Source organism: Microbulbifer sp. HZ11 (genome assembly GCF_000708675.1).
GTDB lineage: Bacteria > Pseudomonadota > Gammaproteobacteria > Pseudomonadales > Cellvibrionaceae > Microbulbifer.
Genome location: NZ_JELR01000002.1, coordinates 432629 through 449989 on the forward strand (window position 1 = coordinate 432629; position 17361 = coordinate 449989).

The 17361-nt window shown below is 56.3% G+C and carries 6 protein-coding genes; 1 reads left to right on the forward strand and 5 read right to left on the reverse strand.

What is annotated here, in order from left to right; translation table 11 throughout:
- Nucleotides 1-94: 94 nt before the first annotated feature.
- Nucleotides 95-6652, reverse strand: coding sequence for a PQQ-binding-like beta-propeller repeat protein (locus tag AU11_RS09605; protein WP_043319006.1), 6558 nt, complete (start codon nucleotides 6650-6652; stop codon nucleotides 95-97).
- Between the two features lie 277 nt (nucleotides 6653-6929).
- Here AU11_RS09605 and AU11_RS09610 point away from each other — a divergent pair, with 277 nt between their 5' ends.
- A complete protein-coding gene (locus AU11_RS09610; RefSeq protein WP_043319008.1) occupies nucleotides 6930-7649 on the forward strand; it encodes a YebC/PmpR family DNA-binding transcriptional regulator in 720 nt (239 codons plus the stop codon).
- A 127-nt stretch (nucleotides 7650-7776) separates the two neighbouring features.
- Here AU11_RS09610 and brxL read toward each other — a convergent pair whose 3' ends face one another.
- From brxL to AU11_RS09630, 4 genes are read right to left on the reverse strand one after another with little or no spacing between them, the layout of a single operon-like run.
- Complete coding sequence (gene brxL / locus AU11_RS09615) at nucleotides 7777-9819, reverse strand: BREX system Lon protease-like protein BrxL (protein ID WP_043319010.1); 2043 nt, start codon at nucleotides 9817-9819, stop codon at nucleotides 7777-7779.
- A 12-nt stretch (nucleotides 9820-9831) separates the two neighbouring features.
- Nucleotides 9832-12174, reverse strand: coding sequence for a BREX-1 system phosphatase PglZ type B (pglZ, locus tag AU11_RS09620; RefSeq protein WP_043319012.1), 2343 nt, complete (start codon nucleotides 12172-12174; stop codon nucleotides 9832-9834).
- Nucleotides 12175-12217: 43 nt separating this feature from the next.
- Nucleotides 12218-13912, reverse strand: a complete 1695-nt coding sequence (locus tag AU11_RS09625) for a DUF262 domain-containing protein (protein ID WP_043319014.1) — start codon at nucleotides 13910-13912, stop codon at nucleotides 12218-12220.
- Between the two features lies 1 nt (nucleotide 13913).
- A complete protein-coding gene (locus AU11_RS09630; protein ID WP_043319016.1) occupies nucleotides 13914-17360 on the reverse strand; it encodes an N-6 DNA methylase in 3447 nt (1148 codons plus the stop codon).
- Nucleotide 17361: the final 1 nt, after the last annotated feature.

Consider the following 17361-nt stretch of genomic DNA (forward strand, 5'->3'; position numbering starts at 1 on the left):
ACTTGTTTGACAATAGTGCAGTTTGTGAGCAGTGGCAAAAATGAGGCCTAACAAAAAGACCGGCCAATTGGCCGGTCTTTGCTGTGATATTTATTCAGTCTGCCAACAAGTCGATGGCGGTCAATGCCGAGCCGGAGACATACAATACCCCCTCGTCGCTGAGACTGAGTGCACCGGAGGCCGCGTAGGACCACACGGCGTCCCGGTTCTGCAGATCAATGGCGTAGGTTGTGGTGGCGCCCCCCACAAACACGTGCGTACGGGTAACCACGATATTTGACGTCAGGGATTCGCTTGCCTCGTAATTCCACAAGACCGTGCCCGTCGACTCGTCAATGACCTTCAGTATTCCGGATTCAATGGCAAAGATCTGGCCCAGATGTGATGAGGGCTGCCCGGTATAGTTCCCCGAACGCTCCCACAGAATGGCTCTCTGCTCCAGATCAAACACCACCAGAGTACCGCGCTGGATTGCTACCGAGTTTCCAATCCCGGTCAGCACCGTCGCCATCCCCACGTCATAGCCACCCCAATCGAAGCTGGGGAAATCAATGCGATAGGCGAGCTCACCGGTCAGCCGGTCGTAGGCGGCAAAATCCGTGATGAACGCATACACATACTGATCATCCACCGCGGGAGTAAAGCCGTCATATTGCGCCGTATTGGCAAACCAGTTTTCGCTGCCGGTTGCTGCATTGTGGGAATACATGCCCCCGTAATACCCACCCGCGATGTACAGCTGCCCCGCGAAAGGTGTGGGAGCCAGGTAGCTGGACCACTGATTTCTGTACGCGGTAGCAAAGTGTAAAGCCCCGGTCTCGGCATCTAGACCACGGATAAAGGAATCCCCGTGGCCCCCGCTCTGAACGTACACGCGGCCATCAGCATACGCCGGGGGATTCAGGCTGTTGATATCGTCGTAGGCTTTTTCCCAGCGTATTTCACCGGTTTCCGCATTCAGTCCGTATATCCGTTGATTACTGAAGTAGCTGTCACTGGAGACAAAAACCCGACCATCGCCCGCGGCCACGGAGTGAAGCCTGGAAACATCCGGAAAGCTCTTGCTCCAGCGCAAGGTGAAATCAGCCTCGTCCAGATCCCACGGTGTATAGCCGGTATGATCTGCTCCCCCCTGGGCGCTCCCCCAGACCACCGGCATCGGGAAGTCCAGCTCATCCGTCGGTGACGTATGCGCGACATACTCCTCGAGATTGGTAAAGGTATCCGAATCGAGATCTCCCGCCGCGTCTTCCGGCGCGTTCGGATCCAGCGCAAACTCGACCTCCCAACTGTCCGGCATGATGTCGCCATCGGTGTCTTTCAGCAGCGGTGACGAAGCATGCACGACGTATTCATCGTAATCCGTCAGGCCATCACCATCGGTATCCGCCAGGATCGGTGAGGTTCCGAGTACGGATTCCTCGAGGTTGGTCAGCCCATCGTCATCGGCATCATCAGCGGCGTCATTTACCAGCACATTCAGACCGTGGGTAACCTCGTAAAGGTCGCCCATGCCGTCCTGGTCGGAATCACTGGCCAGGGGATCAGAACCATGAACCTCCAACTCCTCCTGGTCGCCAACACCATCACCATCGGAATCCGTGAGATTAGGGTCGGTACCGGCGGCCAGCTCTTTGTCGTCGGTCAAACCATCCCCATCGGAATCCGGGTGCAACGGATCCGTGCCATGCACCAGTACTTCATCCCCATCGCTGACGGTATCTCCATCTGTGTCTGTCTTGTCCGCACGGGTGCCCAGGGAGAACTCCTCCAGGGCGGTCAGATTGTCCAGATCATAGTCCGATGACGCATCCGCGGGGTTGTTGGCATCAAGCCCATTGGCGGCCTCCCACCAATCCGGCAGGCCATCGCTATCGCTATCCAGGTGCGGGGTGAAATCGACAAACTCGGCAAAGACCGACAGGCGGGAGAACCCGATGAGATCTCCATTCACCAGTACCACATTCTCGAAGCGGGAAGACAACAGCAGATCACCGTTGCTCCGCAGGGAGATGTCATAGAAGCTACCGCCCACCTCCAGCTCAGCCTGATGATTTCCGAAGGAGTCGTACTTGTGGACATCCCCGCTCCAGTCCGCAATAAACAGCTCGCCAGCGCTATTGACGGCAATAGAACGGCCCTCATCCACCGTGAGCTCCGATACTAACGTCATGGTGTCCGGGTCGAACTTATCGATGACTCGCCCGGTAAAACCATAAAGATATCCGTCTTCGCCAACGGTCAGGTCGATATAACCATTGCCACTGACAAAATTGAACGAGCCGTCACCCAGGTCAAACTCAACAATGCCCTGATTGGGGCTTCCCGAGGTCGCCATATTGGTGACGAATACCCGTTCTCCGATCGCATCGATCCCTCCGTAGGTACCGTTGTTGATGGTGGACCATCCCGGTGCGGTGTAATGCTCCCACTCGTGATCCCTGGGCGAATAAATACTGAGCTTCGGTTCGAAGGTGCCATTGAAGACGGCCACACGGCCATCAGCGAGAACCGCGATATCCCGCGCCTCTTCGATGTAAGCACCCTGACCAGCAACCTCCACCTCCTTCAGAAGTGTGGCGTCGTAATCGTAGAACTGAATTTTGTTGTCATTGGACGCGACAAAGCTCGCCCCCATTTCAAATACGTTGTCCAGCGGTGCCACAACGAAATTATCCAGATACACCGAACAGTCATCACTGCTACTGGTGATGGAAATTGTCAGCTCTCTGTTGCCGGCTGCCAACGACAGTTTCTGGGTCTGCCAGATTGACTGCGGAGGGTAACCACTAAAGACCTGCTCACCATCCACCCGGATAGACACATTTTTGTCGTAGTAGTTGTAGCAATCAGAGACCATATCGAAACGGACCTCCACCGGAGCAAAGGTTCGCTGCCAGGTGATGGAGGCATCGCCACCAAAGGAAAGCGCGTAGTCACCATGACTCGCCGTACCTTGCACCACGGACATGCTGCCCGGCGCCGAGGCCACCGCCAACTCCGGCGGTACAGTGCCATCCTCGAACGAGAAGTACGCATCTTCTACGACTTCAGGTAACGAATTGATGTCCGCTGCATCAGTCCCGTTGATGTACTCGATATAGTTGGCAACGCCATCCCCATCCAGATCGCCTTCCATATCGTCGGCACTGGTCGGATCCAAACCGGCAGCCAGCTCCCATGCATCGGACATGAGGTCGCCATCCGAGTCCTGCGCATTCGGATCACTACCGACAACAAGCACTTCATCGCCATCACTCAGGCCATCCGCATCAGAATCGGCTTCCGTTGCGGAGGTAGACGCAGCGAACTCATCCAGATTCACCAGGCCATCGTCATCCGGGTCCAGCGCAGCATCTGAGGCATCCTCATCACTCAAGCCATATTGAAGCTCCCACCAGTAGGGAAGCCCGTCCTCATCCGCATCGCCCAAAAGTGGTATTTTTTCGAATACCATTCCGCGGGTAGCGTCCTCTTGCAGGTAGACAAGACCTTCGTCGTATTGCTGGACCTGCCGGGCATCCACTTCTCCTAATTCCAGGGTAAGCAAGGGTGCTTTCAAGTCAGCATCGTATGCCACCAACCACAGGTCGCCCTCGTTCTGAAACAGAATCACAGCCAGGTCCTGCCACCAGAACCCCTCTACGGGATAAAACGCGCTACTCAGCGCTGGCCAGGATTCGGAAACGGGTAACTGCTGCACGTAAGGCAAGCCATACAAATCACGTACCACCGTGTTGCCGCCTGCGAGAATACGGGATTCATCCGGAGATACTGCAACAAATGCAGGTAAGCCTGGGCTGTCAAAACGCGCGCTTTGGGTACCTCTGAGATACCCGCCTTGCGGATCAATAATTCCGCTATTTAATTGGCCGCCTAGACTGTATCGGTTCCAGAATATACGGCCGCTTTCATGATGATATTCAGGCTCGACTGCCTCGCCATAGAGCGAGAAATCACCGAGCTTGTCAAACATTGAATCAAGCACATTGAACTTGCGGTCCCCATAGGGGGTGGATTCCGTCACCAGAAGATGCGGACCGGCACTAATCAGCCCAAGGACCGTTCCACTTGCGCGGAATACGCGTTCTGTCGACAGGGGTAACACGCTGACAACCCGGTGAACCCCGCCCTCGATATCGGCAATCAGGATATCGCCCGCATCCGTCACCACTGCAGATATAGCGCGCACACCACCCAGCACACGGGAAAGTGGGATCGGATTCAGGAGTGCATCAGTACTCACATCCCAACGGTAAATTGACTGGTCATCGGCAGAAAATGCGTAAACGATATTCTCGTGTAAGACTGATTGCTCTATCTCACCGATAACCAGAGCACTGGCAACATCGCAAATGGAACCACTGCCCTGGGACGCTTCCTGGCACGCCGAATCTTGCGGATAGGCATCCAGAGACAGCCCGCTCGTCGAGTCGGATCCACTGTAGCCAGTGTTCCAGCTATCCGGCCAGCCGTCACCGTCCGAGTCCAGTGAGGCGGCAGGGTCCAGCGGGAAATGGTCTGCGAGATTCTCCACTCCATCGCCATCTTCATCACGATCGGTAGTAAAGGTATGGAAGAGGTAGTTGCCAGACGCTTCGCGAGTAACAAGAAAGTAATCCGTACCCCGATCCAACAGTGTATTGGCAGCGCCATTAAACGTTTGCGTCTGGTAGAGCGCGCTGTGCGATGTATACGCACTCACCGTAGTGGCGCCCTGCCCATTGGTAGCCACCGTCACCAGATCACTGCCGTTATACACTCCGCTGGCAAAGGCGTTCACCATCCGATCGGAACGCTTGTGACTGAACATGTCATATTGCACGCCCGAGCCGGAAACAACCTGATTGACGTTGTCGAGCACGAGCAATGGGCCGTCAGGGAAATACTCCCAATCGTAGGAATAAACAAAGGCACTATCGAAATGCCCCGAACTCGAGTTGATTGCGTAATAGGCCAGGCGATAGGGCGTAGAATAGCCATAACGGAAATACAACCGATCCTGTGAATCCGACCAGGCAGAAGCGAGAATTTCAGACTGGTAATCCATCCGGTGCATCAGCTGCCCGGACTTGGACAGCGTCAGGTGTGTTTTACCTTTGCCATCTTCACCTGTAACAAAAAGGTAGTCGCCGGCCGCCGCGAGATTGACCGCGGGAAAGCCAAGCCTGGCCAGTAACTGCAGCGAGTTTTCATGCAGATAGCGGATAGCCCCATCCGGATACGCGATATAGGTTCTGCCGTGATCCTCGTGGGCGAGAACGGCGTTGGGGGATACCCCATCCACAGCGAGATCGATTTTCTCTTCAATTCCGCCGGACGCGAGGACATAGCGGAACATGGTCAGCTCGGTGTCATCCCGGGCCACCAGCAGTACACTGTCATCGGCACCGGTAATACCCTGCGTCACCTCGTAATCGGCAAGCGCGGTCAGGTAACACTGGCTGCCATTACCATGCGCCGCGTCACTGCAGCTGCCATCGAGCGGATAGGCATCGCCATTGTCACCGACACCATCGTCGTCGCTATCGAGCGACTCTGCCGGGTCGCGCGGGAAAGCGTCCGCTACATTCAGGATGCCGTCCCCATCAATATCCTCATCCACCACATCTGGCCGGCCATCACTGTCCATATCCGGGCCCAATGCGGCCAGAACAGCTACAGAGGGAGCTTCCACCAACACATCCACATTGGTCGAAGGTGCAATATCCGCGGCTTCATTCAACAGGATCTGTGCAGTCTCACCGGCCAGGTAATCGTCCTCACCCCGCAAAGCGCCAGTACCGGGAACAGGCAACTCACCAACCACCTGTCGCGCCGCTACTGCGAACACCTGCTGGCTTCCGTCCTTTGCTTCTTGTCCTGGCAGCGGACTGTTTCCGTCATACTGGCCGTCGAGCAGATCAGCAGCGATCCATTCGATTACCTGAGTGACCGGCAGCCCCAGCTCCTGTGCGACGGCCCAGATCAGAGCAACCTGCGCTTCCATTGCCGTGCGGTAATCAAGCACCTCCTGAGTAACCGGTATTCCGGAAATAGGCAGAGGTTGCTGGGCAAACAGATCAATGCCTTCCAGCTGCCCGAATCCCAAGGCGGCAGCAACGGTAGTAGAGAACTGTTGCAGACTATCCGTAACCGGTTGTGAATTGCCCTGTGCGCCATGCAGCCGCATCATCTCAAGCACCAGCGTGGTGCTGATCGTGGCATAGACGGGTTCAGCGCTTTCCAGGGCCTCGCGGGAAGCGAGTGTAATCAGAGTACTGATCACCGGAGCCTGCCCGGTAGAAATGTCGATGGTGTCGACGTCTGCGGCAACCTCTACCAGGAAGTAGTCACTACCGTCCAGCTCGAATTTGACACCGTCAAATGCGCCGGTGCCCCCGGTACTGCCACTGGCAAGTAGATCACCCTTGAGGCTTCCACCACTATTGAGCAGGGTATAAACACTGACTTCTGCGTCACTGAGAGGGCCCTTGATCGCATGACCATTCAGGATTACAGGCTCTGCTGTGGGCGGAGGTGGATTGGTGCCCGGCCCAGAAGGGTCGCCAGAGGAGCTGCCGCCCCCGCCGCCCCCGCCACAGGCAGCCAGCAGTCCCACAGATAGCAGCAACAGGCCGCGAGAAAAGATCGTTTTTGTTTTGATTATCATCGCCCCAACCAGAATCGAAGTACGTTTTTTGCACAAAAGGCCCCCAAAACCGTACAACTGGCATGGAATCCCCCAAGAAAAGCAACCACGTAAATTACGCCAAACCGGACCCTGAGCGCAATTACAAGTGATTACACACTTCGCCCATAGCCCTCATCAGGCGGCCACACCGGTATGCCACGGAAAATCCTTTCGGCTGGATAACTTCTCTTACCGAGAGGGTGCCAGTAAAATCCGCCCTCTTAATTTGTCAGCATCGATACCGGAGCACCTCCCCATGGGCCGAGCCTACCAGAACCGCAAAGAATCCATGGCCAAGACCTCGAACATGAAGGCCAGGGTCTACAGCCGTTATGGCCGCGAGATCTACGTGACTGCAAAGTCTGGCGGTGTCGACCCGAACGGTAACCTGGCCCTGCGCAGCCTGATCGACCGCGCCAAGAAAGACCAGGTACCCTCCCACGTCATTGAGAAGGCCATCGACAAGGCCAAAGGCGGCGCCGGTGAAGACTTCTCCCGCGCCCGCTACGAAGGCTTCGGCCCCGGCGGCTGCATGGCCATCATCGAATGTCTCACTGACAACCCCAACCGCACCTTTGGCGATGTGCGTCAGGCCTTCACCAAAACCAAAACCAAAATCGGTACCGAAGGCTCCGTCAGCCATAGCTTCGACCACCTCGCGATCCTCGCTTTCAAACACGACGACGAAGAGGCGGTGCTGGAAGCCCTGATGGAAGCGGATGTGGACGTCACAGACATCGAAAACGAAGACGGCAAACTCACCGTCTTCGCCCCGCATACGGACTACGCCAAGGCCAAACAGGCCTTGACCGAAGCCTTTGGCGAGATTGATTTTGATGTGGATGAGATCCAGTTTGTGCCGCAGACCTATACCCAGGTCAGCGGAGATGACGTGGCGCTGTTTGAGAAGTTCTTGAATATGCTTGAGGATCTGGAGGATGTGCAGGCGGTTTATCACAATGTGGAGAATGTTTGAGCTGCCCTCAATTGCATCGCGAATAAACACTGAATTCATTTAAGCACTGGCCCAAAATCTAGTTTGGACCAGTGCTTTTAGAAATCTTATAGGATCCGGCGCTACATCACTGATTTATTTCTGATACCTACTCCACAATTGCTTTTAAGAGCACGTCCCGCCCATCAGAATAAAATTGAATATCAATCTTGGTCGCCATGTCATCCGACAGGTCAAATAACTGCCGGCGGCAGGCAACGGGCATCAGCAGTGCAGTCGCGCCCTTTTCCACGGCGATTTCCGCAATCGTCACCGGATTGTGGATCGGCTCCACGGAGCCTCCCAGATTAATCTCACCCACAATGATCAAACCGCCGCGCACGCTTTTCTTAAGTAGCGCCGTGCTCAATGCGACCAGAGACGCCATGCCGAGCTTGGCACCCGATTTGGAGGCGTCGAATGCTCGCAACTGAACCGTAAACTCGTGGTGGCGCGGATCCTTGTCTCCCACCAACTGCGCAGACCGGGCGTACAGGTTCTGCTCCGCATAACCGATGCTCTCCTTGAACGCGGGCGGTACTGGCTTGTTCAGGACCTTGACGCCGGACCCTGGACCCTCGTTCACCTCAATCCGGTACAGGCCGGGATGTTCCTCACCGCCTCCCGGAGAGATGGTCCATACCTGGCCAGGCTCCAGGGGATCGTCACCAATGCTGTTCTCGCTCTGAAGCTCCGGGGTGGAAACAAACTTCTCGACACCGTCGGCGCCCATGACATAGCTGAAATGGGTATTCCTGAATTCTGCCGCACCAATCCGCTTCTGCTGTTCCTTCACCCGACGCCGGGCTTCCATGGCAATGCGAACGGCCCATTCGATATCTTCGTCCGAGACCTCATCGTCACCGGGATAAAGCAGCTTGAGCAGGCCGCTGACCGTTTTGTTCACCGCATTGGTATCCCGCCCAGACAGCGCGCCACCAAAAAACACCCGGTTCTGAATCAGGCTGACCCGGCTCTGATTGCGCAACTGGCTCCAGCACTCCGACAGGAAGTCGCTGACCAGGCCGAAATGGTCGGTTAATAGCTCCTTACTGATTTTCGGCACGTCCCAGCCTGGCAAGAAGGCGTGGATACGGTCCATGAAAGCCGTATCATCCTTCATTTCCGGGGGCATGGGGCCGAACAGGTGGCCTATCCGCTGCTGATGTTCCACATCCACGTCAAAGTTGCCCACCAGTACGATGCTGCCATCGGCTCGAATGTTTTCCTTGCCACGGCTGAACTCACCCGACTCCATGTAGCCCTTCATGATGTTCACGCCGTCCTTCTGGTCGAAGGAAATACCCGAGACCTCATCGAAGCAGACCACGTCGTACTGACAGACCAAACCCCGCTGGCCGCTGGCGTTGTTGACGAACATCTTGGCCACGGTGGCTTTCCCACCGGAAATCAGGTGGGCGTAGGGTGACACCTGCTGGAACAAATGGCTCTTACCGGTACCCCTGGGGCCGAGCTCCACCAAGTTATAGTTACGCTCAACAAAGGGCACCATACGCAACAAAATTGCGTCCTTTTGCCGCTCCGACAAGCCGCTGGCCTCAATCCCCGTGGACCTTAGCAGCAGCTCTTTCCACTCCTGCGTCGTAAATTCCTTCCGGGCCTCTGCAAGGGTATCCAAAACGTCGCGCTTGGAGAGCTGGATCTCCCGCAGGGCTTCGACACCGAAGGGGCGACCATTACTTTCCTGGGCAATGGCAGCATCGTAATTGAGCGTTACCTCGGCATAGAAACCGCCGGTCAGCATCCGCTCATGCTCGTTTACCAAAGACGGTGAGATCCGCACGTCGTTCAGGCGGAGGCTGGGGAGGGACGCGATATAGGAGTCTGTTTTCGCATCCAGGCGGGCGGTAATCAGGTCGATGATTTTAACTTCACCGTTCTCCCTGGCCCGGGCTTTGAACAGCTCCTCCTCACCGGCCTTGACGGTGCGAGACTTGAGCTGCCGCTGCACGATCTCCAGGCCTTCGTTGATCTCTTCCTGGTCGGTGCTTGCGCAATATCGCCCGAGCAGGAACTCAACTACATAGGTGGGTACCGGGAATTGGCGGCTGAAGGTTCGTACCAGGTCCTTTCGCACCAGGTAGCCATCCAGGGCCGTTGCGGCCTTTCTGTCGATTTCGTCCAATTCCATCACATTTGCCTCTTAAGAAAGAGCCCCACCAATCACGGTGCCCGTCTGGGCAACCAGAGAACCATTTTCGTCGAGCAGAACAACCACCGCTTTCTGCCCTTCCAGATCTTCATTTTCGACAACCACGGAAGCGGTGCCATTGGCCTTGAGCGGCTTCGAGCCAACCACCACACTGCTGGCCGCTTCACCCGCGCGGGTACGGATATCCAGCGTGAGCCCTGAATAGTCACCGGCTACCGCCACCGTACAGCGCAACCCCTTCCACACCAGGTCGGTAAACTCGATAGCCCCTTGGGCGGAGGCGCCGCCAGTCACCACCAACTGGAGTGTCAGGCACTCTTGTAGGCTTAGGCCGCCGTGAGCATAATCCTCGCCCTTCTTGAAACAACTGACGCCATCGGCCAGGGCAAAGTAGTGGCTAGGGTTCCAGTACCAGGGGAAGAGTCGCTCCTGGGTTTCCGCACCAGCCTTCAGCGCGGCACAGCGCCCCCATTTGCTCTCAGCCAGTACGCTGGGCAAATCAATTTTGGGTAGCCCCCCGGGCAGAAGCAGCCAGCCGTGATCGGTGACGACACGCACACGCTTCCAGCCCGCCGCCAACAGCTCAGTAATGCGGTTCTGCACTTCATTCAAAAGGCTTTCCAAGTGTTTGGCCAGCTTCCAGCCACGGTCGTGACCTTCATGGTCGATGTCGCCAAACTCACACCAGGCGAAACCTTCCCCCTGGCCGTCCTCTGTTCGATCCAGCAGCGTCCAGCCGGCGTCCTTCAGCAGTTTCTTGAGGTGATAGCCACCCTTGAGGGACTGGCCGGTCGCCGCCACGGCGGGCTCGAAATCCGCGCTGCCATCGTCCCCCCGAATTTTATCCCGGACTGGCGCCACCGCCGCCTTGCCAGTGGCGGTGACGCTGGGCAAAGCGGCCCAGGTGGGCGCCTCGTCCACATCCAGCCCTGAAGCTTCTAGCATCTCTGCCAGCCGCTTGCCCGTATCAAAGCGCAGCCCATCGACAAACAGCACACAATCCCCGGGACTGGCCGGAAAGGGGGGCGCTGTTATGCAGGAGCCACCCGGGTAGGATGCGCCATCAACGATCTTCTGCAAGTAGCGGGCGGATTCTTCCAGCCACGGAAGGTAAACCGCCCGGACTGCCGTTGTGACAGCCTCAAAGTCAGACGTACTCTCCACCTGGGCCAAGGCGCGCATTACGCCGTCATCCACTTTCCAGCCGGCGTTGGTATACCCGTCTGTCAGATCATCCACAGAGCCCGCCGCCAGAGACGATTTTGCATAGTTGGCCATGGCGGCCAAGTGTTCCAGTGCACACGCCAGCGGAGCTTCCCCTAGCTCCGCCCATACCAAGGATCGCCTGCCGCCGTGTATCTGTTCGAGCTCCAGTATTCTGGCCCGTGCCTGGTGCGCAGGAGCCTGGGCCAGAGCCAGCAAGTCACGGCGCAGGTGGTCTTCCTGGCCCTGGTTCCACTGAGGCCAGCCGCCCGCTACGGTTTCATCGGCAAACAGATCAAAGGCCGGCGGTTGGCATTTGCGAATTTGGGCCGGGATATGGGGGTAGCGGTGGGGCGCCTCGCAGAAACGTTGCCAAACCGCCTGCCAAGGCCCCTCGTGGGCCGCAAGCTTGGCACATCCTGCCAGCACCCCCTCATGCTGTGGGTTGAAAGCCAACTGGGAGGTGCATACCGCCACGAAAGCCTGCCATTCGTTCTCACCCCTCGCGGCCTGGAACGCATCGCCCTGGTCCAGCCATAGCAGCAGATCCCGGGTGGGATCACCGCCGGTTAACAGGGTATTGAAGTAGTCCTTATCCAGGCGCTTACCTTTGAGCAAATCCACGTCTTCGTCGAGCAGTCGGTACAGCGCCAGTTGCATGGCGTGTCGGGTTTCGCTGTCCTGCGCTACATCAAGGCCAAGACCACCCTGGTCCGACTTGAGATAAGCAAGGATGGTCCAGTCCTTGGCATTCACCTGGGACCAGATCACGCCACGGTATTGCAACTCAGCCAGCGGCTTGAGCAAGTCCGGGCAACCTTCCACCGCCCGCAGATCCTGACGGCTGACGCCGGGCAAGTAGAGAATGGGGATCGTCCCATCTGGCCGGGACACATCATCCACCAAGCCGGCGATCACGCAGCGCAGCCAGATCGCTGGGCCGGTGCGTTTTTCGGGGGCATAGTCACCCAGCACCAGAAGCTCCGGCAGTTCCGCCTGAAGGACTGGAATAACCGCTTCCCATTGCCGGTCACGGTCTGGCCAGAGGAGGCAGGCAGGGGCAACCTGGATATCCGGGTTATAACCCCCCGCATCGCGAATGGCCGTCAGCAGACAATCGAGCGCTTTCATACGATTCCCTGTCTTGTGGCCCTAAAATAAAAAAAGCTTCCGATCAGCATGCTTTCAGATCCCACTTCTCAACCAATAGGTCTAACAGCTCACTTTGCCTTCTCGCTACAATGTCCGGCGTCCATTCCTGCTCATTGAGAACTTGAGTCGTAAGCGTGTAAGAGCTAACGCCTGATCTGCCCCGGAAATAGGCATCTTTCTTGCGGTCAAAGTCATAATTTTGAGCCTGAGAGTTGCGCCGCTTGTTCAAAGGGACGAGATTCGCCAAGCGGTGAACCCAGACTTCCCTTGCCTGAGCGTCTGGCCAATCTGTTTCCCACTGGCTCTCTTCGCTTACCGTTTGTGGCAAAACGTGCTCAATGGTTAGCAGGCTCGCATCGTAACTGGCTGCCCCATCCGACAGAAACGAGTCCAACCGGAGAATCAGGTAATTTCTCCTTCGAGCTGTCAGTGTGTAGATACCGCCATCCAGGACTTTCTTCATTGCCTGCTTTTCGTCCTCGGTTAGCAAAACCGCTTGCACTGGGTTATCGGCACTGTGAGCACCCATCAACTCCGAGATCACCTTGGAGTACCGTTCAATCCTCTCATTGACGTTCTTTGCCGTCAGATGCAGGCACGCAGCAAGCCGCTCAAGTTTTTCCATAAACCAGAGAACGTAATCAGGTCTGTTCTTCTGTTGGGACAAGAAAAGCATTGCCGGCGGTACCCAATCAGAGTTGTCGATTCGGTTTAGCCAACGCAGGTAGGTATTAATCTTTTGAGCATCCACCTCGGCCTGATAGCTTGCAGAGCGCAGGATCGATAAGGCTTCCGCATAGGGTTCCAATACATCATCCACCAAAGCTTTTGGCGAAGACACATTGGATAGAACATGCTGCCGAAACTCCTCCAACAGAGCTTTCTTGGCTTTTTCGCGGGCGTAAACCATTCGAACGTAGGCGAACAAGTTATTAAAGCCGGCACGGCCAAGCTCAACCTCCATGTCTTCCCATTTCTCGTTGTAGAGCTCCTGTTCCTCCGATGATTCAATCGCGCCAATAATGTCGGCCTTGATGATATCGGTAGGCTGCAAATCAAGACCACGACTGTTCATCACAGAGAAAACCCGAAATGCGGACTGCTGGCTGGGCGTGGAAACTGCCACCAGAAAGCAGCGCTGCAGCAGGAAACCGACAAACCCCTCAAGTGAAGTCGCATCGTCACCAAAGGAGCGATCTATCCGGCTCAGCAGAAGGCGGGCGTTGGCCTGAATGTTTTTTCGGGATTCGTTCTGAAGTGACTCAGTATTGAGACCCAGCAACTCATCAAACTGAAGCGTTTGCACGTACTTCGCAAAAAACTCTTTATCCCGCTCACGAAGCGTGAGACGAGGTTTTGCGGCTAACTGCTCAAATTTGTTCCCGGCTTCGACAATGTAGTTTTTAAGCAAGGCTCTATCGTCTGGGGCCGAGCGTGCAGCCAATGCGGCAAGCAAAACAGTGAGGGTTGTCAGTCGCTGTTGACCGTCAATGACTTCAGCCGCAGGCTTCCCCTCCTCCTTGATCAGTACGATGCTACCGAGAAAGTAGCCCTCATCCAGTTCAGAGCGGTAGAAGTCATACAAGTCATCGAATAACTCTGATGCCTGATCTACTGTCCAGGCATACGGGCGCTGGTAGGAAGGGATGACATACTCGAACTCTGAGCTGAAAATTTTAGCCAACGGATACTCAGCGCCACTGATCTTTTTCGCCATGTCAGACTACCTTCGCTTTGTTGGTTTGTTCTCGCGCAACCTGTTTCTCTGCCAGGGTCAGATGATGATCATTAATCCGCTCGCCACCAAAGGTTTGATACCAGGGCGCTGACTCAACATCCTTGCCACGGTCTTTGGTCCATTTGATGTTGGGTTTGTCGCGCAGGATGCCGGCGCCTTTCTTTTTGACGTCGCCTACGGTCATGAAGGGGCGTATATTCAGGCGGACGCCGTCGTTGAGGTCCGGGTCCCAGCCTATGGGTTGTTGTTCGATGGGCTTCCAGCGGACGAATATGTCGTAGGGGGCTTCGCCTTCGAGGATTTGCTCCAGCTTCTTTTTCAGGGATTCAGCGGCGGCCAGGCGCTCCTCGGCGCCGTCTACACCGCTGGACTGGTCCTGCTTCTGGCGGCTGATCCAATCGCCCAGGTAGGTGTAGATCAGGGTTTCCAGATTCTTGCGGTCAAGTTTGTGGTAGTTGACCAGGGCGGCGAAGCCGTCGGGCAGGCCATCCCAGAGGTGCCAGATAAAGGGGCGGTGCTGGAAGAGTTTGCAGTGTTGCGTGAAGAACTTGTCGCGCAGCCAGGTTTCCAGGGTCTTGCCGGCGTGGTCGGCATTGTTCAGAAGTTCAGCTAGAACATCGTTAGACCAGGCGTCGCCGTAGGCAGCGGCCAGCAGGTTCAACAGACGGTCGGCAGCGGAGGCTTCTCCGCGCACCGGAGGAATACAGACGATGCCGTCGTCATCGGCGAAGGGCAGCAATGCCTCGCAGCGCTTCACCCATTCACGCTGCTCATCGGCCAACTCCATGTCGGTATCCAGTTCGGCGGGCCAGCGGTAGCCGAGCAGGCGGGCAACGGCGACCTGCAGGACTGTGTCGTCCGTACGAAGTGGGCCTTCGGCTGTCCACTTTTGTTGTTCTTCCCAAACGACTGAGCCGCAAGGGTGGCCGTGGAAGATCCATTGGGTCGGATCGTCGGTGTAGGGCTTGGGTAAACCATTGGGATATTTCGTTTCGGCGACTTTTTTCCAGCGATCGATGTCAAAGGGAATCTTTACCAGAGTCGCATTAGTTACGTTCTTTTTCTTATCAATTTTTCTGACTTCATCATGAAATTCTTGGCTTGAACAGAAACACCAAATGGCAGGTAAATGATCCTCTTTAAAAGGAACTATCGCAGCACTTGATTGATCATAGATATTACCAGAATAGAGCGTAGCCGGCAGAGCTCTTGTCTGTCGCACGGCAATACCAGTATTCCCCCATGCTTCAACACCTTGAATTCGCGCTTGGCTTGAGGAACTAAGGCTGCCACTTCCATCCTCCCACCGGACAATACCATCCCTTCCATTGAAGAGCTTTATTACATCACACGGTAACTGGAAAAAGGACCAAGTAGTTTGGTTCTTGTGGTCTAGGATCTCCCAAAACTGATATAAGTATCTAGGCGCATCGCCATTTTGAAGCCCAACGTAAGATCCCGCGATAGTGGAAAGTAGCGGGTTTTCAGATGCCTCGAAAAGGCCAATTCTGAAATCGGGATTAGACAGCTGTTGACTCTGAGAATATCTTTCTGCGACCGCATTTTGGATATACAGGTTTTTTTGTGACGCTCCTTTTTGAACGGTTGCATTGATGCCGAGATAGCAATTTTCCGGCCTTGGTTCGCCCTTTGTGAAAGAAATTAAAGCAGCAAAGGCCCCGGCAGCCTGCGGGCTTTCAAACGCATGCTCCCCAAGGTCGATCAAACTATTCCAAGCAGCCTCCTTCAACAGGCGCTCACGCACTTTGTCATATGACTTCAGAAACAGCCATTCGTGAGGGGTGACCACCGATGCATTTCCACCTAAGGCAAGAATATCCTTTATCCGCAATATAAAAGCAGTTGCTAAATTCGATTTTCCAGCTGCAAAGTTTTTCTCAATATAATCTTGGCTTGCCTCAACTAGCTGCTTTGACTCCTTGAATGGAACATTTGTGATTACCCATTGAAATTTTTCTGCAAGAATCTTGGCAGCGTTAGCGGTGCCCTTTGCAACCACGCCAAGCTCACTTTTCTCAACATCTTTTAGCTCAGACAATGCTTGCGACAGAAGTGGCCCCACTTCTTCCCACTGCAATTCAAACAACGCCCCCTTGCCCAGGCTTACTTCGGGATTGATCAGGCTGCCAAGTATGGGAGCGTCCTTGAATTGTTTGTATAGCTCTTCGAGTGCAAGCCGCAGATCATTGCTGTCTCCGGCCAACGCCAACCATTCCTCCTTCTTTGCGCTGATCGACAAGCCAGAGCAGGCAACATTCAGCTCCGGCAATGGCCGGTAGCCGCCGGCGCCGGGGTATTTCCAGGCGGTCAACGCCAGCGCAAAGGCGGCCAGTTCCACACAGCGCTGGTCCAGCTCCAGGCCGTGAAGGTTTTCCCGCAATACCGCGTCCACGGCATCCCGGGGGGACAGGCCTTCCAGTTCCATGCGCATGGGTACCAGCATCAGGAAGGCGGCCACCAGAAAGTGGCCGGAGCCGCAGCAGGGGTCCAGGGTTTTCAGGTCGGCCAGTTGTTCCGGCCAGGCATCGAAGGTGCCGGCAGCCGGTGTCCATCTCTTGTTACCAGCCCCATCTTCCTGTTTCACAAACCGCAGGTACTCCAACGGCACACCAGGGATGGCTGCCTTGTGGCGTAGTTCGTCTTCGCTTTCGGCGTGCTTCAGGTCGCTTTCACTCAGCTGCCGGGCCGCCCACCAGGCGCCCAGAGAGTTGTCGAGCAGGAAACTCACCATGTAGGGCTCGGTGAAGAGCTGGGTGACGGCGGGGAGCTCCCGGGCGCCGATCTTCACTTCGGACTGGTTGACCTGTTCCTTCTTTTTGGCCTGCCAGAACTGGTAAACCCAGCCCAGGCTGTCGGAGGCGGTAAACACCTCCAGCGGCAGGCCCGCGACCTGGCGTTCCAGGGCCTGTTGGTGCTCCGGTGGCAGGCTGAGCTGGAAGACCGGAGAGTCCAGCCGGAAAATCTGCGGCAGCATACGGGCCGCATAGCGGGCGGCCAGTTCCCAGCCGTTGGCGGCGCCTTCATCGGCAGCCAGGTCTTCACACTCTTCCAGGGTGATGGCCACTGGTTCGTCCGGGTCCGGGTACATCAGCAGGTCGTTTTCGGCCAGGAAGCGGGCAAAGAGCATGCGGTGCCAGTGCTCGTAGGCAACCTCCTCCACCAGGCGGTCCATGGTCTGGGCTTTTGCGCCGTTACCGCCGCCGTTGAGGGCGTCGCCCAGTTGGCGGCCATGGGCGCGTAGCTTGCGGCGCAGCTCCCGGTCGGTCTCGCTCAAGTGCGAAGCCGGTGCCGGGTCGCCAACGCCGAGCTGCTCCAGGGCGGCGCGGGCACCGGTTTCGGCGGTGTCCCGGGCGGCCTTGACGGCGCGCTCCAACTGGCTTCTCAGAGTCTTGTCGAGTGGCTGCATG

What these genes read in the sequence shown, in the direction of transcription:
- AU11_RS09605 (WP_043319006.1), bottom strand. Translation starts at nt 6,652, where the DNA reads ATGATAATCAAAACAAAAACGATCTTTTCTCGCGGCCTGTTGCTGCTA.
- AU11_RS09610 (WP_043319008.1), top strand. Translation starts at nt 6,930, where the DNA reads ATGGGCCGAGCCTACCAGAACCGCAAAGAATCCATGGCCAAGACCTCG.
- brxL (WP_043319010.1), bottom strand. Translation starts at nt 9,819, where the DNA reads ATGGAATTGGACGAAATCGACAGAAAGGCCGCAACGGCCCTGGATGGC.
- pglZ (WP_043319012.1), bottom strand. Translation starts at nt 12,174, where the DNA reads ATGAAAGCGCTCGATTGTCTGCTGACGGCCATTCGCGATGCGGGGGGT.
- AU11_RS09625 (WP_043319014.1), bottom strand. Translation starts at nt 13,912, where the DNA reads ATGGCGAAAAAGATCAGTGGCGCTGAGTATCCGTTGGCTAAAATTTTC.
- AU11_RS09630 (WP_043319016.1), bottom strand. Translation starts at nt 17,360, where the DNA reads ATGCAGCCACTCGACAAGACTCTGAGAAGCCAGTTGGAGCGCGCCGTC.